Source organism: Streptococcus sp. SM3, from assembly GCF_027497875.1.
Genome location: NZ_JAJNSA010000043.1, coordinates 1 through 19,034 on the forward strand (window position 1 = coordinate 1; position 19,034 = coordinate 19,034).

The 19,034-nt window shown below is 43.1% G+C and carries 15 protein-coding genes; 13 read left to right on the top strand and 2 right to left on the bottom strand.

Annotated features, from left to right (window positions below; all coding sequences use genetic code 11):
• Positions 1-118 precede the first annotated feature (118 nt).
• Positions 119-961: a DUF4839 domain-containing protein gene (locus PAN06_RS07730; RefSeq protein ID WP_269795997.1), complete on the bottom strand. Its 843-nt coding sequence runs from the start codon at positions 959-961 to the stop codon at positions 119-121.
• 368 nt (positions 962-1,329) lie between these two features.
• Here PAN06_RS07730 and PAN06_RS07735 point away from each other — a divergent pair, with 368 nt between their 5' ends.
• The 7 genes from PAN06_RS07735 (at position 1,330) to PAN06_RS07765 (ending at position 9,292) form a co-directional block, all read left to right on the top strand.
• Positions 1,330-3,459: an ATP-dependent Clp protease ATP-binding subunit gene (locus PAN06_RS07735; protein WP_269795998.1), complete on the top strand. Its 2,130-nt coding sequence runs from the start codon at positions 1,330-1,332 to the stop codon at positions 3,457-3,459.
• 225 nt (positions 3,460-3,684) lie between these two features.
• Positions 3,685-3,930, top strand: a complete 246-nt coding sequence (locus PAN06_RS07740; RefSeq protein WP_003009969.1) for a hypothetical protein — start codon at positions 3,685-3,687, stop codon at positions 3,928-3,930.
• 156 nt (positions 3,931-4,086) lie between these two features.
• Positions 4,087-4,413, top strand: coding sequence for a preprotein translocase subunit YajC (gene yajC, locus PAN06_RS07745; RefSeq protein WP_003004444.1), 327 nt, complete (start codon positions 4,087-4,089; stop codon positions 4,411-4,413).
• Between the two features lie 154 nt (positions 4,414-4,567).
• Positions 4,568-5,317 carry an isoprenyl transferase gene (locus tag PAN06_RS07750; protein WP_003009971.1) on the top strand — a complete coding sequence of 250 codons (750 nt, stop codon included), beginning with the start codon at positions 4,568-4,570 and terminating at the stop codon, positions 5,315-5,317.
• Between the two features lie 9 nt (positions 5,318-5,326).
• Positions 5,327-6,130: a phosphatidate cytidylyltransferase gene (locus PAN06_RS07755; protein ID WP_021154370.1), complete on the top strand. Its 804-nt coding sequence runs from the start codon at positions 5,327-5,329 to the stop codon at positions 6,128-6,130.
• Positions 6,131-6,166: 36 nt separating this feature from the next.
• Positions 6,167-7,426, top strand: a complete 1,260-nt coding sequence (gene rseP, locus PAN06_RS07760; RefSeq protein ID WP_070664819.1) for an RIP metalloprotease RseP — start codon at positions 6,167-6,169, stop codon at positions 7,424-7,426.
• Positions 7,427-7,441: 15 nt separating this feature from the next.
• Positions 7,442-9,292: a proline--tRNA ligase gene (locus PAN06_RS07765; protein WP_269795999.1), complete on the top strand. Its 1,851-nt coding sequence runs from the start codon at positions 7,442-7,444 to the stop codon at positions 9,290-9,292.
• A gap of 53 nt (positions 9,293-9,345) precedes the next feature.
• Here PAN06_RS07765 and PAN06_RS07770 read toward each other — a convergent pair whose 3' ends face one another.
• Complete coding sequence (locus PAN06_RS07770) at positions 9,346-9,897, bottom strand: hypothetical protein (RefSeq protein ID WP_269796000.1); 552 nt, start codon at positions 9,895-9,897, stop codon at positions 9,346-9,348.
• A 477-nt stretch (positions 9,898-10,374) separates the two neighbouring features.
• Here PAN06_RS07770 and PAN06_RS07775 point away from each other — a divergent pair, with 477 nt between their 5' ends.
• The 6 genes from PAN06_RS07775 to essC form a co-directional block, all read left to right on the top strand.
• Entirely contained in the window at positions 10,375-10,662 is a 288-nt protein-coding gene (locus PAN06_RS07775; RefSeq protein ID WP_031576577.1) for a WXG100 family type VII secretion target, read from the top strand.
• A 131-nt stretch (positions 10,663-10,793) separates the two neighbouring features.
• Entirely contained in the window at positions 10,794-13,817 is a 3,024-nt protein-coding gene (gene esaA / locus PAN06_RS07780) for a type VII secretion protein EsaA (protein WP_269796001.1), read from the top strand.
• Positions 13,814-14,269: a type VII secretion protein EssA gene (gene essA / locus PAN06_RS07785; protein ID WP_269796002.1), complete on the top strand. Its 456-nt coding sequence runs from the start codon at positions 13,814-13,816 to the stop codon at positions 14,267-14,269. The genes esaA and essA overlap by 4 nt, the downstream gene beginning before the upstream one ends.
• Entirely contained in the window at positions 14,270-14,512 is a 243-nt protein-coding gene (locus PAN06_RS07790; RefSeq protein WP_269796003.1) for an EsaB/YukD family protein, read from the top strand.
• A gap of 1 nt (position 14,513) precedes the next feature.
• Positions 14,514-15,803 carry a type VII secretion protein EssB gene (essB, locus tag PAN06_RS07795; protein WP_269796004.1) on the top strand — a complete coding sequence of 430 codons (1,290 nt, stop codon included), beginning with the start codon at positions 14,514-14,516 and terminating at the stop codon, positions 15,801-15,803.
• A gap of 3 nt (positions 15,804-15,806) precedes the next feature.
• A partial coding sequence (essC, locus tag PAN06_RS07800; protein ID WP_269796005.1) for a type VII secretion protein EssC occupies positions 15,807-19,034 on the top strand: 3,228 nt, incomplete at its 3' end.

The window sequence follows — 19,034 nt, forward strand, 5'->3', positions numbered from 1 at the left end:
ATTTGCTAAAAATGTACAGACGGCTATTCAAGAAAAAGCTGGGAAATTTAATACAGTGTAAAAATTATATGAGAAAAATTATAATAGAAAAAAGCCACATCGATTGAGTGGCTTTTTTCTATCGAGGACTTATTTCTATAAGACCTAAATGTAGTATTTCTTGTCCTATATTATATCCTGACAATCTTGCTTTTATATGAATATTTTCTCCTTCAATTATGTTATTACCATTAAAACTTTTAAACTCAGGATCTACCGCAGGACGTACCTCATCTAATTTAAAATTTGGTGACGGGACTGCTTCATTTGGACCTTTATAATCTCCTGAATAGATTAGGATGTCGTTATAAGTATTTCGTCCCTCGCTTTTTGCGATATCAGCAATATGACCATCAAATTCCACCACTTGTCCTTTATATTTATTAACGAATTCGTTGATCTTATCTGGATCTTCAGTTTGTAGAATTGTTGCAAATTCTATGTTGTTTTTAGCAGTGAGAATTGAAGGAGTGCTAGAGGAACTACTAGCACTGGAAGAACTGGACCTCGTTTCTGAACTGCTTGTTTTGGAACTTTCTGAAGAACTACTTTCAGTTTTTATACTAGATGATGTAGGATCAGTAGTTTGTTTCATGATTTTTGAACTAGGGGTTGCTTGTTTGGCGGATTTTGATGTGTCATCCTTAGGACCAAAAATGATGAGTAAGCCTGTTATTACAATAAGCAAGATGGCACCAGCGATACTTCCAATAAGTTGTAGCTTTTTCAACTGATCTCGTTTCCGTATCTCCTCACTAGATAGTGGAGTGATAGAGACCTCGGCTTCTTTAGAAAATAATCCGAATATGCCTCCACTTCCTTCTTCAAGGATTTTGATTGTAGCATCTTCTTTTTTTACATTTAAATCAATAAGCCCTTTTTTAATAGCTTCTTCAATATTTTTTCCTTTATAAACTCCCATGTTAATATCCTTAATTATTAATTTTATAATTATTTTACCTGTATTCAATAAAAAAGTAAATAGCATTTTTTAAAAAATTATGTAAAAAAGTGTTGACAAAGAAATCAGCCTGCGTTATAATAATTTATGTAAACAAAAAGAGGTTGGAAAAACCTACTGGTTTACAAGATCAATAGTGGAAAGGAGATGGTGATATGCTATTTCCAGAATTAAGACAACTAATTGATAAAAGGAAAAATAGAAACTGTTAGCCTGTAGGGCTATTATTAAATAAATGAATTAAAATTATGTAAACAACCAAACAGCAGCCAATTGGTCTGCTAATTTTCAAAAACGAATTAAAATTATGTAAATTAGAGGTAACAACTATGAACAACAACTTTAACAATATGGATGATCTTTTCAATCAACTAATGGGCAACATGGGTGGTTTTCGTTCTGAAAGCCGTCGCTACATGATTAATGGTCGTGAAGTGACACCAGAAGAATTCGCTATCTACCGCCAAACTGGTCAACTTCCAAATGAAGGAAGCGAGCATGTGCAACACCATCAAGGTAAAGGAATGAAACAAGATGGGATCCTTGCAAAACTTGGTCGTAACTTGACCGAAGAAGCTCGTGAAGGAAAATTGGATCCGGTCATTGGACGTAATAAAGAAATTCAAGAAACTGCTGAAATCTTGTCTCGTCGTACCAAGAACAACCCTGTCCTTGTAGGGGATGCCGGTGTTGGTAAAACAGCAGTTGTAGAAGGTTTGGCACAAGCTATTGTGAACGGGGATGTTCCAGCTGCTATCAAAAACAAAGAAATCATCTCGATTGATATTTCTGGTCTAGAAGCTGGTACGCAATACCGTGGTAGCTTTGAAGAAAATATTCAAAATCTGATCCAAGAAGTCAAGGCTATGGGAAATGTCATTCTCTTCTTTGATGAAATCCATCAAATCCTTGGTGCAGGTAGCACAGGTGATGGTCAAGGCTCTAAAGGTCTTGCGGATATCATCAAACCTGCTCTTTCACGTGGGGAATTGACAGTCATTGGGGCAACTACTCAAGATGAATACCGTAACACCATCTTGAAGAATGCAGCTCTTGCTCGTCGTTTCAACGAAGTGAAAGTCAATGCTCCATCAGCTGAAGATACTTTCAAGATTCTCCAAGGGATCCGTGATCTTTATGAAAAACACCACAATGTCATCTTGCCAGATGAAGTTTTGAAAGCAGCGGTTGATTATTCGATCCAATACATTCCACAACGTAGCTTGCCTGATAAGGCTATTGACTTGGTCGATGTGACAGCTGCTCACTTGGCAGCCCAACATCCTGTAACAGATGTCCATGCTGTGGAACATGAAATTGAAGAAGAAAAAACCAAACAAGAAGAAGCTGCGGCTAAAGAAGATTACGAAGCAGCTTTGAAAGCAAAAGTTCGTATCGAAGAACTTGAAAAGAAAATTGAAAACCATACGGAAGACCATAAAGTAACAGCAACAATCAACGATGTGGCTGAATCTGTAGAACGGATGACGGGTATTCCAGTATCACAAATGGGTGCAACTGATATTGAACGTTTGAAAGATATGGGTCACCGTTTGCAAACTAAGGTTATCGGTCAAGATAAAGCTGTTGAAGCAGTGGCACGTGCTATCCGTCGGAACCGTGCAGGATTTGACGAAGGGAACCGTCCAATCGGTAGCTTCCTCTTTGTAGGTCCTACTGGTGTCGGTAAGACTGAGTTGGCTAAACAATTGGCTCTTGATATGTTCGGAACCAAAGATGCTATCATCCGTTTGGATATGTCAGAATACAGCGACCGCACAGCCGTTTCTAAATTGATTGGTACAACAGCTGGTTATGTTGGTTACGATGATAACAGCAATACCTTGACAGAACGTGTTCGCCGTAACCCTTACTCAATCGTCCTTCTTGACGAAATTGAAAAGGCAGATCCTCAAGTGATCACCCTTCTCCTTCAAGTCTTGGATGATGGTCGTTTGACAGATGGTCAAGGGAACACGGTCAACTTCAAGAACACTGTGATTATCGCCACTTCAAACGCTGGCTTTGGTTACGAAGCCAACTTGACAGAAGATGCGGATAAACCAGAACTCATGGATCGTTTGAAACCTTACTTCCGTCCAGAATTCTTGAACCGTTTCAACGCTGTCATTGAATTCTCACACTTGAGCAAGGAAGATCTTTCTAAGATTGTTGATTTGATGTTGGTAGATGTCAATAAGACCCTTTCTAAGAAAGAAATCGACTTGGCAGTGAGCGATGCAGCCAAAGAATATATGACTGAAGAAGGTTATGATGAAGTGATGGGTGTTCGTCCACTCCGTCGGGTAGTTGAACAACAAATCCGTGACAAAGTGACAGACTTCCACTTGGATAACTTGGATGCTAAACATCTTGAAGCTGACATGGAAGATGGTGTGCTTGTGATCAGAGAAAAAGACACAAAGAAGGAAGAAAACACTGATAAACAAGCAGATTAAGGCGAATTAGTTTGTGAAAAATAGAGACTGCTATCATATAGCGGTCTTTATTTTTTCTTCCCACCTGGGGGAAATTATTCGCCGTATAAAGCGAAAAAGACCCTATTTGGGCCAAAAAAACATCAATAATTAGTGAAATTAACCCAATTTGAGCAAATTTATTAATAAATAAAGAAAATAAGTATATAATCTATACAAGAATAAAATTTGAGGAATGGAAGTAAGATGAGCAATACAATTGATATCTACTCAACTCCCGAATACAGAAAAGTAGAAGCCGTTGTTCAACTGATGGTTGATGGTCGCTTGACGAGCTATCGTGTCGCAACTGAAACAAACATCAGCAAAATGAGCTTGGCGACTTTGACGAAGGGAACGAGTAAAATCAAAAATATTACCTATCAAACGGCTTTGGCCTTGATTGATTGGTATGATGAGAATCATGAAAAGTATGGCATTACGATTGACTAGTCAGTAGCCCACTTTTCGTGGTTTTTTTCTTTTTCATCAAAACTTGCCTCCTCTCTAATACTGGAGTCTGATTTTACTTGAAGAGGATGGGAAAACTTGAAAAGACGGGCGAAATTTGATATAGTATAGCATATATGAAAATTAAAGGAGAAACATATGCAAGGCGGAAGTTTGCTAATTATGCTCGTTCTTATGGTCGGTTTGATGTACTTCATGAGCCGTAGCCAAAAGAAACAGTATCAAAAACGGATGGAAAGTTTGAATAAACTTCAAAAAGGAAATGAAGTCATCACGATTGGTGGCTTGTACGGAACCATCGATGAAGTCGATACAGATCGCAAGACCGTTGTCTTGGATGTTGATGGTGTCTACCTGACCTTTGAATTGGGAGCGATCAAAACAGTTCTTCCTGTATCAGAAGGAATCTCAGCCACTGCTACAGAAGGTGCTAGCTCAGATGCCGATTCAGCCATCGAAGAATAATCATCAAAGAAGAGGCAAGGGCCTCTTTTTTGGTGGGCAAATAGGACGATGTGATGAAGGAAAGCCTTGCTGGTTCAAAAAAGAGGCCAGAGTCCCTATTTTATGGGGATTTATGGTATAATGAAGCGATAAATATTGAAATAGGTAGAAAAACATGTTTCGTTTTAAGAAAAAAGAAAAAATCGAGATACCTTTAGAAGTCCCGAAACACATTGGGATCATTATGGATGGCAATGGTCGCTGGGCGAAAAAGCGGATGCAACCGCGCGTCTTCGGTCATAAGGCAGGGATGGAAGCTCTCCAAGAAGTGACCATTGCAGCAAAAAATATGGGGGTTCAGGTCCTGACTGTCTATGCCTTTTCGACCGAAAACTGGACACGCCCTGAAGATGAAGTCAAGTTCATCATGCACTTGCCGGTCGAGTTTTATGATCGTTTCGTCCCCGAATTGCATCGCAACAATGTCAAGATTCAAATGATCGGTGATACCAAGAAATTACCAAAAGAAACGCTAGAGGCTTTGGAAAGAGCAGAAGCGATGACCCATCTCAATACAGGCTTGATCCTGAATTTCGCACTCAATTATGGTGGACGTGCTGAGATCACTCAGGCCGTGAAGCAGATCGCCCAAGAAGTATTGGATGCGAAGTTCAGTCCAGAAGATATCACAGAAGAGATGATCGCAGATTCTCTCTATACCGAGAGTTTGCCACGTGTCCTAAGGGATCCGGATTTGATTATTCGTACCAGCGGAGAGATCCGTTTGAGTAATTTCCTTCCTTGGCAGGCTGCTTACAGTGAGTTGTATTTCACAGATGTGATGTGGCCAGATTTTGGAGAGGAAGCACTACGAAGTGCCATAGTAGAATATAGCCATCGCCATCGGAGATTTGGTGGTGTTTAGGAGAAGATGATGACGAAAGATTTACAAAAACGTGTGATTTTTGGAGGAATTGCCCTGCTCTTTTTCATTCCAACAGTAATGGTTGGAGGGGTGTTCTTCCAGATTGTGATTGGCTTGATCGCCATGCTAGGAGTTCATGAATTGCTCAAGATGAAGGGGCTTGAGACAGCGACTTTTGAAGGAGCGCTAGCCATGTTAGCGGCCTTCGTCCTGACGTTGCCGATCGAGGACTACCTTCCTTACCTTCCAGCAGATGGCAATATGATTGCCTATGGTCTGGTTGTCTTGATTCTCATGGGGACAACTGTTCTTGCTCAGAATTACAATTATGAAGATGTGGTCTACCCCATTGCGTCTAGCTTTTATGTTGGACTTGGTTTCCATTCCTTAGTAGATGCGCGAATCGCTGGTATTGATAAGGTCTTATTGGCACTCTTTATTGTCTGGGCTACAGATTCAGGTGCTTACCTGGTCGGAAGTCAATTTGGGAAACGCAAGCTTATGCCTGCGGTTTCTCCTAATAAAACGATTGAAGGCAGTCTTGGGGGAATCTTGTCTGCAGTTGCGGTAACTGTGATCTATATGATCGTGGATCGCTCTGTGGCAGGTGGACATGGTTTTCTTGCTATGATTTTCTTCACCATCCTCTTTAGTATTGCAGGTCAGTTTGGAGATCTGGTAGAGAGTGCGATTAAACGCCACTTCGGTGTAAAAGATTCTGGAAAATTTATTCCAGGACACGGCGGTGTCCTAGATCGCTTTGATAGTTTGATTTTTGTCTTTCCCTTGATGCATTTCTTGGGCTTGTTCTAAGACAGAAGAGATAGAAAGGAAACCACATATAGAACGATGCAGTTTATTGCCTTTATTGTTATTTTTGGAGTGATCGTTCTCGTTCACGAGTTTGGTCATTTCTATTTTGCAAAAAAATCGGGCATCCTGGTGCGAGAATTCTCGATCGGGATGGGTCCAAAGATCTTTGCCCATATTGGTCAAGATGGAACAGCTTATACCATTCGCATCCTGCCTTTAGGTGGCTATGTGCGTATGGCTGGCTGGGGTGAGGATACAACTGAGATTAAAACCGGAACGCCTGTCAGCTTGACGCTAAATGAGGCTGGGAAGGTCGTCCGGATTAATCTTTCAGGAAAGAATCTGGATCAGACAGCCCTTCCCATGAATGTGACCCAGTTTGACTTCGAAGACAAACTGGAGATTACGGGCTTGGTTCTCGATGAGACAAAGACCTATAGTGTCGATCATGATGCGACTATTGTTGAGGAAGATGGGACAGAAGTGCGGATTGCACCGAGAGATGTTCAGTATCAGAATGCCAGCATTTGGGGACGGTTGATCACCAACTTTGCGGGTCCTATGAACAACTTTATCCTTAGTATTGTCGTCTACTCACTTTTAGCCTTTATGCGCGGTGGTGCGATTGACTACTACAGCAACAACGTTCAGGTGGCACCCGATGGGGCGCTGGCCCAGGTCGGTGTTAAAAGTAATGTTCAGATCCTTCAAGTTAACAACGATACCGTCAGCAACTGGGATGAGTTGACAGATGCTGTCGAAAAAGCAACCAAGGATAGCAAGACAGCTCCTGAATTGACCCTGAAGGTCAAAGCAGACGGCCAAGAAAAAGAAGTCAAAGTGAAGCCAACCAAGTCAGGGAATCGTTATTATCTGGGTGTGACAAACGGCCTCAAGACGGGATTTGTGGATAAACTCTTGTCTGGTTTTACAGATACCTGGAATACAGCGACACGGATTTTGGGAGCTTTGAAAGATATCATTTTCCACTTTAGTCTCAATAAACTGGGTGGTCCGGTCGCTATCTACAATGCCAGCTCACAAGCTGCTCAATTAGGGATTCCGGCAGTCTTGTCTCTTATGGCCATGCTCTCTATTAATATTGGGATCTTCAATCTAATCCCGATTCCGGCTTTGGATGGCGGGAAAATCTTGATCAATTTGATCGAGGTCGTCCGGAGAAAGCCACTGAAACAAGAAGTAGAAACCTATATGACGCTTGCAGGTGTAGCTGTAATGGTTATTTTGATGATTGCTGTCACCTGGAATGATATTATGAAATTATTTTTGAAATAGAAAAGGATATTGTCCATGAAACAAAGTAAAATGTTGATTCCAACGCTTCGCGAAATGCCAAGCGATGCCCAAGTCATTAGCCATGCTTTGATGTTGCGTGCAGGTTATGTTCGCCAAGTATCAGCTGGTGTCTATTCTTATCTGCCCTTAGCAAATCGAGTAATTGAAAAAGCAAAAGGCATCATGCGCCAAGAATTCGAAAAAATTGGAGCAGTAGAAATGCTAGCTCCAGCCCTTTTGAGTGCGGATCTCTGGCGTGAATCTGGTCGTTACGAAACTTACGGGGAAGACCTCTATAAGTTGAAAAACCGTGAAGGATCTGACTTTATCTTAGGTCCAACTCACGAAGAAACCTTTACCGCTATTGTGCGTGACTCAGTAAAATCTTACAAACAATTGCCGTTGAATCTCTACCAAATTCAACCAAAATACCGCGATGAAAAACGCCCACGGAACGGTCTTCTTCGGACCCGTGAGTTCATCATGAAAGACGGTTATAGCTTCCATGCTAACTACGATAGCTTGGATGTCACTTATGATGAGTACAAGGCAGCTTATGAGCGGATCTTCACCCGCAGTGGCATCGACTACAAAGCTATCATCGGTGATGGTGGTGCCATGGGCGGAAAAGATAGCCAAGAGTTTATGGCTGTTACACCTGCTCGTACTGACTTGGATCGTTGGGTTGTTTTAGACAAATCGGTGGCTTCATTTGATGAGATTCCAGCAGAAGTCCAAGAAGAAATCAAAGCAGAATTGCTCAAATGGATGGTCTCTGGTGAAGATACTATTGCCTATTCAAGTGAATCAACCTATGCTGCAAACTTGGAAATGGCTACCAATGAATACAAGCCAAGTAACCGTGTCGTAGCAGAAGAAGAAGTGAAACGCGTGGAAACGCCAGGTGTCAAATCCATTGATGAAGTGGCAGCCTTCTTGAATGTCCCAGAAGAAGCAACGATCAAGACTTTGGTGTATATTGCGGATGATGAGCCAGTTGTGGCCCTTCTTGTTGGCAATGACCAGCTTAATGAAGTGAAGTTGAAAAATTACCTCGGAGCAGATTTCTTTGAACCTGCAACCGAAGTGGAAGTGAAAGAATTATTGAGAGCTGATTTTGGATCTCTCGGTCCAGTTGATCTTCCTGAAAATGTCAAAATCATTGCAGACCGCAAGGTCCAAGATAGCCGCAATGCAGTTGTCGGAGCAAATGAAACAGGCTACCACTTGACCGGTGTGAATCCAGGACGCGACTTTACCGCAGAATACGTCGATATCCGTGAAGTTCGGGAAGGCGAGATTTCACCAGATGGGAAAGGGGTCTTGAACTTTGCGCGCGGGATCGAAATCGGTCACATTTTCAAACTCGGCACACGCTACTCAGCTAGCATGGGAGCAGATGTCTTGGACGAAAACGGTCGCGCGGTTCCAATCATCATGGGCTGCTACGGGATCGGTGTGAGCCGTCTTCTTTCAGCCGTTATGGAGCAACATGCTCGTCTCTTTGTCAATAAGACGCCAAAAGGGGAATACCGTTACGCTTGGGGTATTAACTTCCCTAAAGAATTGGCGCCATTTGATGTGCATTTGATTCCAGTCAATGTCAAGGATGAAGCGAGTCTTGATTTGACTAATCGGATTGAAGAAGCCTTGGTTCATAAAGGCTATGAAGTCTTGGTGGATGACCGAAATGAGCGGGCTGGTGTCAAATTCAGCGATAGTGATTTGATTGGTCTTCCAATCCGTGTCACAGTTGGTAAAAAAGCAGCTGAAGGCATCGTTGAAGTGAAAATCAAAGCGACAGGAGATACCATCGAAGTGCATGCGGACAATCTCCTTGAAACCCTTTCAATCTTGAACAAATAAGAAAAAAGCTTTCTGAGCCTTAACCAGGTGTTAAGGGACTCAGAGAGCTCTTTTTATTTATCTTCTTTGAGGCCTTGATCTTTGAAATAGGTAAAGAGATCTTGTGGTTTGCCTTTAAGATATTTCAACATGGTAGTGTTGGTTTCTTCCCCTTGATCAGCCAGTAATTTCACAAAATCTTCTTTTTTCATTTGAGTAAAATCAACATGCATAACGTTTGTATAGGTCTGTTTATCATCAGCGATTTTGATGCTTGTGTTGATCCCAGCTTGTCCGTTAACACCGCGTTTGGAATTTGCTTTATCAGCTTCTTCTTGGTAGACTTCTTTCAATTCAGCGACATCTGATTTTTGCATATCTTCCGGTATTGGTGCAACGCCCATGATAGTCATCGAAACAATCTCATCTTTTTTGTAGCCAATTTGAATTTTGTTTTGATAATGATCACCGAGGTCGCTAACAAAGGTCTTGGTTTGGACTTGCTCCTTTTGGGTTTGAGTGGCCTCTTGCTTGGAAGAAGCGCTAGTAGTTCCTTTTCCTTGTTGGCCTTGGCTACAAGCAGTAAGGGCAAGTAGACAGACAGCGGTAAGTAGAAATTTTTTCATAAATACTCCTTATAAGTTAATGGTGTTCGATCTTGTATGAAACAAGCTCTAAACAGTTCTCATTATACCATAAAAGCTTAAAAAATGAAAAAATATACAAAAAACGCCAAAAAATGTATCTAAAAACACCTAAAATCAACAATTTCTATCTATGTGTTGAGTTAATATAGAAGGACAGAGTGTCTTCTTTTTTACCCGGAAATAATACTAGTTGGAGACTACTGGGGCAAGGAATTTCAGAAAAATGTTACAGTTATATGACAAAGTGTTACACAGCTGTAACAAAGTTACAATGTTTTATCAGTTAGCCCTCTAAACTTGACATTCTGGCAATATTTCATTAAGATATTTTTAAGTAAATAATACAAACGGGGAGGAAAGGGTAAAATATACAGTTATCTGGCATTTTACTAATTCGTACTAAAATGTATTGTTTATGAAAAAAATATAAGGGTATCAGCCCAAAAGGAGAAACATATGGCTCAAATTAAATTAACTCCAGAAGAACTACGTCAATCAGCACAACGCTATGCACAAGGTTCTCAAGAAATCGATCAAATCCTTAACACTTTGACTCATGAACAACAAGTCATCGACGCAAACTGGGATGGATCTGCATTTGATAGCTTTGAAGCACAATTCAACGAATTGTCTCCAAAAATCAAACAATTCGCTCAATTGTTGGAAGACATCAACGCTCAATTGATCAAAGTTGCTGATATCGTTGAACAAACTGACCAAGATATCGCTGCACAAATCCACTAAGATAGTCTTGGAGGTGATCTTACTTCTTGTAGGTAGATCACCCTTTTGTCTTTTGATATATAGAAAATAGGGGTTAGATTCTTAATTCCTAACCCCTATTTTGTATCTATGAATTAGAAAAAGGAAAAGGTATGGAAGTTAAAAATAAAAAATGGTTAAAATATATTGGTCAGAGCGCAGTTGTGCTCCTTTTGATGGGATCAGTAGTGGGTCTTTATACGACGGTTCAAAAGGACCAAAAACAAAACGAAGCCAAGACCGTACAAACGACAGAAAACACCAAGCTCAATATTGCGGTGGTCAATGAAGACAAGGCGGTTAAACTGAATGATAAAGAATACAACCTTGGGGCTAGCTATGTAAAGAATATCGAACGGGATAATTCGCAAAACTGGTCTGTCCTCCCTCGTGGAGCTGCTGAGTCAGGGCTTGCAGATGGCAAGTACCAGTTGATGATCGTCATTCCAAGTGACTTCTCAGAGAAGGTCTTGGAAGTGAACGCAGTCAATGCAGAGAAGACCACGGTGACGTATAAGGTTAATGCGGCTGGGAATTCTCAGGTTGAAAACGAGGCCAATAAAGTCGCTAAAGATATCGTTTCAGACTTGAATAGCCAATTGGTTGATATGTATATGGTCAGCATTTTGAGCAACCTTTATACAGCTCAGAAAAACGTGGAGACAAGTAACAAGATCCAATCGACCAATATTGGTTCTTACCGAAGCAACTTGCTGAATTCGGCTTTGGATTCGAAGAATATCTTCCCGAGTCTCTATAGCTTGTCGACATCATCTGTCGAGTCGAACAATGCTTTGAAGACAGTTCTTGAGTCTTATACCCAGGCTTTTGATCAGTTGACCCAATCTCAGAATCAGTACGGTCAAAACTTTGACACATTGATTAAGCAACGCTCTGAGGACAAGATTAGCCATGAAGAGTTCATGAACCAGCTGATGTCTATGAACCAGTCTGTTGTCAGTGAAAAAACGCAAGAGTTGTATAAAAATTTACAACAAAACCAAGAAGCGATTACCAAGCAATTGAGTCAACCAGCTGAAACAGCAGGAGATTCTTCAGGTACCAAGACCTATGCAGGCTTGACCAAAGATGTGAATGATCGTGTGGCAGACCTCGAAAAAGGGATCAAGGCAGAACGCGACAAATTAGATGAGCATGAAAATAACATCGAGTCTTCTGTAAAAGCGAAGATCCTTGACTACTATGGTCTAAAAGAAGGAGAAAAAGTCACTCTTCGTACCTTGCTTGGAAAGACGACTATCAAGACCTTAAGTGAGGCACGTAATAAAGCGGATGATACTATTCGTCAAGCGATTGAAAAGTTGCCGTCTTTAGATCCTGCTAGTCTTAATCTGAATAAGTATGGGAATCTCAATACAGCAATTCATTTTGATAGTACTTTTGCTGGGACGATGGCGAAAGCAAATGGAAATGCTGATGATTTAAAAACTTTGGCTGCAGAAGTAGATGCCAAATCAACTGCAGTTGCCGATGTCCTCAATGCTAAATCTGGAAAACAGAAGGTTAGCATCCAAGTACCAGCAGGAGTCAAGGTGGATACTTGGACCTATGATGGACATACTTATGCAGGTAGCGGCGAGCAGGAAGTCGAACTGAAAGATGGCAAACAAATCCAAATTCACCTTGTTGAAGATGGAGGAGCTATGCCAAGCGCAATTGATGTTGAAGTTCTTGTGAATGGGGTTTCTTCAACCAGTGTGACGGTATCAGCAGAAGATTTAAAAACAGCTGTTGCTAACTATGCGTCGAAAGCTAGTGAAATTGCTTTGGATTATCAACGCGCAGGAGCATTGATTGATGCTTACTATCCAGAAGATGACAACCATGTTCGTCATTCACTCTATGATCCAATCGAAGATATGGATTTGACAAACGCTTTGGTCGACATCGTGAAGGCTGCTGTTTCAAGTAACATAAAGGACTACCGTAAGAGTATTGAAACGGATGAAACTGGGAATGCAACGAATAGTGTGAAAGCTCAGTTAGATGGCACACTTAAACAGTTGCAAGACTTGGGACCACAATTGCAGGCTAACCTTGCAGCAATCGAAAACACTAACAAGGATTTAACCCAAAATATCAACGATCAATTGACGCAGTATGCAGACCTTCAAAAACGCTTAGAGGCTATCTCAACTGCACAAGCAACCGTTACGGAAGCTCAAACCAAGACCGATGCAGATTTGTCAGCTCTTGGTTCTGAATACACGTCCTTATTGAGCTCAACAGAAGGTGTTAAGAGCTCATCTCGTAGCAATGTGGATGCTGCCAACTCTACCAATGAAATCTTTAGCCAATTGAACAAAGAATTGGAAAGAGCCCAAGGCAATACAGAGAAATTGTCTAGCAATGCAGAGAGCTTGATGGGTGAATTCGATAAGGAATTGTCTGAAAACGGGAACTTCGTCGAAGCCTTCCGTAAAGTCTTCAACAATGCTTACGAAAATGGAGTGCCAAATGAAGTCTTGCTCGACTTCTTGTCAAATCCAGTTGCAGAGAAATCTACTTCTGTGAAAGCGACCATCAACGTCTACCGTCCATTTATCTGGATCTTTATGCTAGAAATCTTGAGCCTCTTTACAGCTTATCTCTTTGCGACTCAGCCAATCATCCGTAAGGTGAAAGATCGTTTCAAATTGAATCGCTTGCAAGAATCAGATCTCTTATCTGTCGGTGTCCTTGTAGGACTTTCTCTCATCCTTGGACTGGTGATCGGAATGATTTCAAGTATTCAACTCTCTGTTGGTCGTGAATATGTACCTTCATGGGTATTCTTAGCGGTTCTAGCAAGTTTTGTCTTGGTACAACTGCAATACCTCCTCTTGAAACACTTCCGTGTGATTGGAATGGGACTGGCCTTCTTCATGTTGATCAGTTATGTCTACCTATCAAGCGCGATCGGAACGACCGCGACCTTGTCAGGCCTTCCAGCACTGGTGAAAAATGTCAACCTCCTTTCTATTTTAGAAGGACAGTTTGCGGGTTACTTTGATGGACAAACAGCCGGTATCGGCGTCTTCTTCGGATTGTTGGTCTTCTTCGGCCTTTTGGCTGTTGCCAATATCTTCATTCCAAAGAAGTTTACTCAAACAAAGGAAATTGAATCAAGCTTATGAAAAAAATGATGTATCTTCTCTTTGTCTTTAGTCTCTTGCCAGTAGTTGTTGTTTCTGCAGATGATTTTATTGATAATCGTCTGCAGGTCAACAACTCACGTTTGGAGACAGAAGAGGAAAAGACACTCGGGGGCCAATTGGATGCGACTGAGTCTCTTTTCAATGAGAAGGATCAGAAAAAATTAGCAGATGAAAAACGCAAGCAAGAGAAACAATTGACCGATTCAGACGGCCAGTTGTTTTCTGCTATAAAGGGAAAGAAAAAAACAGGGCCTGAAGCGGACCTGTTCCAGCCGGAAAATCAAAAATTATCTAAATTTGAGTCCAATGTGGAGGACAATTCGGCCAGTTTGGCGGATTTTATTCCAGCCTTGCAAATGCTGGCTTGGAGCGCCCTTCTCTTTGGGATTGCTGGCTATATTTCTTATCGAATCTATAGAAAAGAGGCCTAAATGGACCAACATATCAATGTCACCTTCCGTATGAATGGTGCAAGCTATGACCTCCGGATCCCGACGCGGATGGAGGTGCGACGCTTGATTCGGGAATTGGATCAGATCTTTGGGTCTGCCATGGAGCCTAGAAGCAAGTATCAATTGCGCGTGGTAAATAAGGGCATCTTGCTGGATGAAGGCAAGGTGGTACAAGAGTATCCGATCACGAGTGGTGATCTGATCGAGATTGAGGAGTGGTAAGGTGAAAGAAGAACAATTTACACTGGAAGAACAAGTCTTCCGTTTTGAAAAAGAAGAAACGAGCTGGCGACTGGACCTCAAGCGTTCAGAAGTGGATAGTCAGGATTTACGCAATTTATGGATTTTGGATCTCCATCATCCCCTGTTTTTAGAGCAAAGCATGACGGCCGATCAAGACCAGATTCATCTGACCTATCAGACAGATGCGCTGGGCTTGAGTGCAGAAGAAATCAAAGAATTACCCGTATCAGACCGTCTGCGTCTAGCCATCAATGTCTTGGATTTGGCGCCAGCCTTGGAGCTTCCAGTGACCTTTATGTTGCATCCCGTCAATTTGTTTGTGACCAAGGATGCACAAGTCAAGATTGCTTACCGCGGGGTTCCGGGAATGATGGTGCCACGCAAGTGGGATCAGGATGAATTCTTGCGTCAGGCTAAGTGCTATGCCGTTACTCTTTTTGGTGACTGGGACTTCATGGAGCTCTATCAAGGGACGCTTGAATTAGAAGATCTGCCAGATTTCTTGGTAGAAATCCGTGATGCCGCTAGCTTAGAAGAGATGAAAGCTCTCTTAGAGAAAGCCTACCAAGAACGCAAGGAAGAGGAAGAAAAGACCTTGACCTTGGTATCAAGCCGTCAACACCGAATCTTTAAGTTGGCAACTGTATGGCTTTCCGCTGTAGTGGCCCTCTTACTTTTGCCTTTGATCTATTTGGTCTTTTTCCAAGCACCCTTTAAAGAAAAGTTGCTTCAAGCGGATACAGCCTATCTCAAGGTAGACTATACCGGTGTGATCGATGAATTGGAAGGTGTAGCTCCAAGCAGTCTTCCAACGACGCAGAAATATGAGTTGGCGACGTCTTATTTGCAGGGCTTGAACTTCTCAGAGGACCAAAAGAAGGTCATCCTCAATAATGTCACGCTCAAGTCAGACAGTCTCTATCTCCACTACTGGATCTATATAGGCCGTCATGACTTTACCCAAGCCTTGGATACAGCCAAGCGGATCGACGATTCAGACTTGATCATCTATGCCCTTCGCAAAGAAATCAAGGCGACACGTGATAGCGAAAAACTCTCTGGTGAACAGCGCGAGAAGAAACTCTCTGAGCTAGAGGGCGAATACAAGAAATACTGGGATGCCCGCTCTAAACTCTTGGAAGCAGAGACAGATGAAACCAAATCTTCCACTAGCAGTTCAACAACGGCTTCGTCTACAGAAGGCTCCTCTACAGAAAGCTCGTCTTCTACAACAGCAAGCTCAACTGAGTCTAGCGAACACAAGGAGTAGTCTATGAAAAAACGTATCATACTCTATAAAAAAGGTTTTCGTTATGAGTTAGCGCTAGAAGAGGGGAAAACAGCGACCGTATCGAATCAAGAAACGGCTCAGTTGACCATTTCTTCGCAAGAACATCCCCTTCATTTCCAATGGAGTCAAGGAGAAATCTTCTACCAATATGGGGAAGATAAGGGCGTGCTCGAAAATAGTAAGATCCTTGGGGATGTGGTCTGTTACTTGGCGACAGGAGAAGTCCATACCTATGAGCTGCTAGACAAGGAAGAGATCCTCGTAGCAGATGAAGAGGGTGCGGATGTGCGCGTGCATTATCCAGTGCGCTTTCTCCTTGTGAAAAAAGACCAGACCTGGACTTGCCAGCTCTTATCTGGAAAACTCTACCATAACCACAAACTCGTTACTGAAGCGACTGTTCCACTGGCCTTTGGGGATGAGCTGGCCATTGGAGATGTGACCTTTAAGCTCTACCCAGAAGAATTTGGCGTGGAAGGGGCTGTCGAAGTAAGTCCTTATCTAGTGCCACGTTTGCATTCGCGCTACGACTTTTACAAGGACTATCCAGAGTACCACCGGTCTCCTCGTATCATCTACCGGAGCTCGGAAGACAAGATCTTGATCAATCCTCCGGGTGCGGAGCCTCAAAAACCATCCGATGAACTCTTGAAGTTGATCATGCCACCTCTCATCATGGTTGGGGTGACCCTCTTGATCACGATTTTCCAACCGCGGGGGCTCTATATCATCGCGACGGTATCCATGTCGGTGGTCAGTGTGATCTTTTCGGTCCAAGGATTCTTCAAGAATCGTAAGAAATACAAAGAAGACAAGAAAGAGCGCGTGGAGCTCTACCATCTCTATCTCAAGGACAAGGCCAAGGACTTGGAACAGCTCTCTCGGAAGCAACGAGAAGGCATGTTTTACCATTTCCCAGCGATTGCAGACTTGACTAAGATGGTCAAACGCTATGACTCGCGGATCTACGAAAAAACACCGCTTCATTTTGACTTTTTGGCCTATCGCTTAGGCTTGGGCAAGGTTCCAACCAGCTATGAGCTCAAATATGGTCAGGAAGAGCGCAGTGGGAAGAAAGATGCCTTGGAAGAAGAAGGCTATGCCCTGTTCCAAGCTCATCAAAAGATCGACAATCTTCCGATTGTAGCCAGCCTTAATCGGGGACCGGTCGGCTATGTTGGCCCTCGTCCCATCGTGCTCGAGCAGTTGCAACTTCTAGTTGCCCAATTAGCTGTTTTTCACTCTTACCATGATCTGACCATTATTCCGATCATTCCAGAGGAAGAAAAAGAAAGTTGGGATTGGATGCGCTGGTTGCCTCATGCGACCTTGCAAGATATGAATGTCCGTAGCTTTGTCTACAATCAGCGGACACGCGATCAGGTCTTGAACAGTCTCAACCAAATCCTCAAGCTCCGCAAGGCGCAAAAAGAGGAAGAAAAAGCCAATGATACCAAGATCTTCCACCCTCACTATGTGGTGCTCATCACCGATGAGACCTTGATTTTGGACCATGTCATCATGGAGTTCTTCCGTGAGGATCCGACAGAGCTGGGCTGCTCCATCATCTATGTGGCAGACGTCCTCTCATCTCTTTCTGAAAATATCCAAACCGTTATTTCCATCAAGGACCGCAACCAAGGGCAATTGCTCTTGCAAGAAGGGGTTCTTCGGGAGCTCGACTTCCAATTGGACCACTTCCCTGAAGGTTATGACAAGGAAGCCATCTCGCGTGGCCTTGCCCCACTGAAACATATCCAACAGCTCAAGAGCTCAATTCCAGACTCAGTGACCTTCCTTGAAATGTATCAAGCGGAAACTTTCAATGACCTCAAGGTTTTGAGTCGTTGGGAGAGCCATGCTCCTTACCAAAGTTTGGCTGTGCCGATCGGTCTGCGCGGGAAGGACGATTTGGTTTACCTCAATCTCCATGAAAAAGCTCATGGACCACACGGCTTGATCGCGGGGACAACCGGTTCTGGTAAGTCTGAAACCATTCAGTCTTATATCCTGAGCCTGGCTGTCAACTTCCACCCACACGATGTGGCTTTCCTCCTCATCGACTACAAGGGTGGGGGAATGGCCAACCTCTTTAAGGATCTGCCTCACTTGCTGGGGACCATCACCAACTTGGATGGTGCCCAGTCTATGCGGGCCCTAGCCTCTATTAATGCGGAGATCCATCGTCGGGAGCGCCTCTTTGGTCAATATGGGGTCAACCATATCAACCAATACCAAAAGAAATTTAAACTGGGTGAAGCGACCGAACCGCTTCCTCACCTCTTCTTGATCAGTGATGAGTTCGCCGAACTCAAGGTCAACCAACCAGACTTTATCAAGGAATTGGTCTCTATCGCGCGTGTCGGGCGTTCCCTTGGGGTGCACTTGATCCTTGCGACGCAAAAACCTTCTGGGGTTGTGGATGACCAGATCTGGTCCAACTCTCGCTTCAAGCTAGCCCTCAAGGTGGCAGACCGTGGAGACTCTATGGAGATGCTGCGGACGGCAGATGCGGCTGAGATCACGCAAACTGGTCGTGCCTACCTCCAAGTCGGAAATAACGAAGTCTATGAACTCTTCCAAACCGCTTGGTCAGGAGCAGACTACCAGCCTGAGAAAGATCATCTAGGAATCGAAGACCATACCATCTACTTGATCAATGAACTGGGCCAATACGAAGTCCTCAATCAAGACCTCTCCGGTCTGGATATGGCAGAAGAAATCAAGGAAGTGCCAACAGAGCTGGATGTCATCGTGCAAGAGATCAATCACTTGCACCAACAAGAAGGCATCGCAGCTGTGGCCCAACCATGGTTGCCACCGCTCAAAGAGCGGATCACGCTGGATGAGTTGGACAAGGTCGTGCCGATCGAGGCTTGGCAAAAACGGACAGCTCCAAGCGTCCTGATCGGGGTAGCCGATATCCCGCAAGCGCAAAAGCAAGAAGCTGTCGCTATTGATCTGTCAAAAGATGGGAATATCCTCCTTTACGGAAGTCCAGGGACAGGAAAGACGACTTTCCTACAGACAGCCGCAATGGATCTGGCCCGCAAGCAGAGCCCAGAAAATCTGACTATGTACCTGCTTGATTTCGGAACCAATGGTTTAGCACCCTTGACTCAATTGCCGCATGTAGCTGATAGCCTCTTGCTCGATCAGACGGAAAAAATCCAGAAATTCATCCGGATCATCAACCGCGAGTTGGATCGC

What these genes read in the sequence shown, in the direction of transcription:
- essA (WP_269796002.1), top strand. Translation starts at nt 13,814, where the DNA reads ATGAAAAAAATGATGTATCTTCTCTTTGTCTTTAGTCTCTTGCCAGTA.
- esaA (WP_269796001.1), top strand. Translation starts at nt 10,794, where the DNA reads ATGGAAGTTAAAAATAAAAAATGGTTAAAATATATTGGTCAGAGCGCA.
- rseP (WP_070664819.1), top strand. Translation starts at nt 6,167, where the DNA reads ATGCAGTTTATTGCCTTTATTGTTATTTTTGGAGTGATCGTTCTCGTT.
- PAN06_RS07790 (WP_269796003.1), top strand. Translation starts at nt 14,270, where the DNA reads ATGGACCAACATATCAATGTCACCTTCCGTATGAATGGTGCAAGCTAT.
- PAN06_RS07755 (WP_021154370.1), top strand. Translation starts at nt 5,327, where the DNA reads ATGACGAAAGATTTACAAAAACGTGTGATTTTTGGAGGAATTGCCCTG.
- PAN06_RS07750 (WP_003009971.1), top strand. Translation starts at nt 4,568, where the DNA reads ATGTTTCGTTTTAAGAAAAAAGAAAAAATCGAGATACCTTTAGAAGTC.
- PAN06_RS07730 (WP_269795997.1), bottom strand. Translation starts at nt 961, where the DNA reads ATGGGAGTTTATAAAGGAAAAAATATTGAAGAAGCTATTAAAAAAGGG.
- PAN06_RS07735 (WP_269795998.1), top strand. Translation starts at nt 1,330, where the DNA reads ATGAACAACAACTTTAACAATATGGATGATCTTTTCAATCAACTAATG.
- PAN06_RS07775 (WP_031576577.1), top strand. Translation starts at nt 10,375, where the DNA reads ATGGCTCAAATTAAATTAACTCCAGAAGAACTACGTCAATCAGCACAA.
- PAN06_RS07765 (WP_269795999.1), top strand. Translation starts at nt 7,442, where the DNA reads ATGAAACAAAGTAAAATGTTGATTCCAACGCTTCGCGAAATGCCAAGC.
- PAN06_RS07770 (WP_269796000.1), bottom strand. Translation starts at nt 9,897, where the DNA reads ATGAAAAAATTTCTACTTACCGCTGTCTGTCTACTTGCCCTTACTGCT.
- yajC (WP_003004444.1), top strand. Translation starts at nt 4,087, where the DNA reads ATGCAAGGCGGAAGTTTGCTAATTATGCTCGTTCTTATGGTCGGTTTG.
- PAN06_RS07740 (WP_003009969.1), top strand. Translation starts at nt 3,685, where the DNA reads ATGAGCAATACAATTGATATCTACTCAACTCCCGAATACAGAAAAGTA.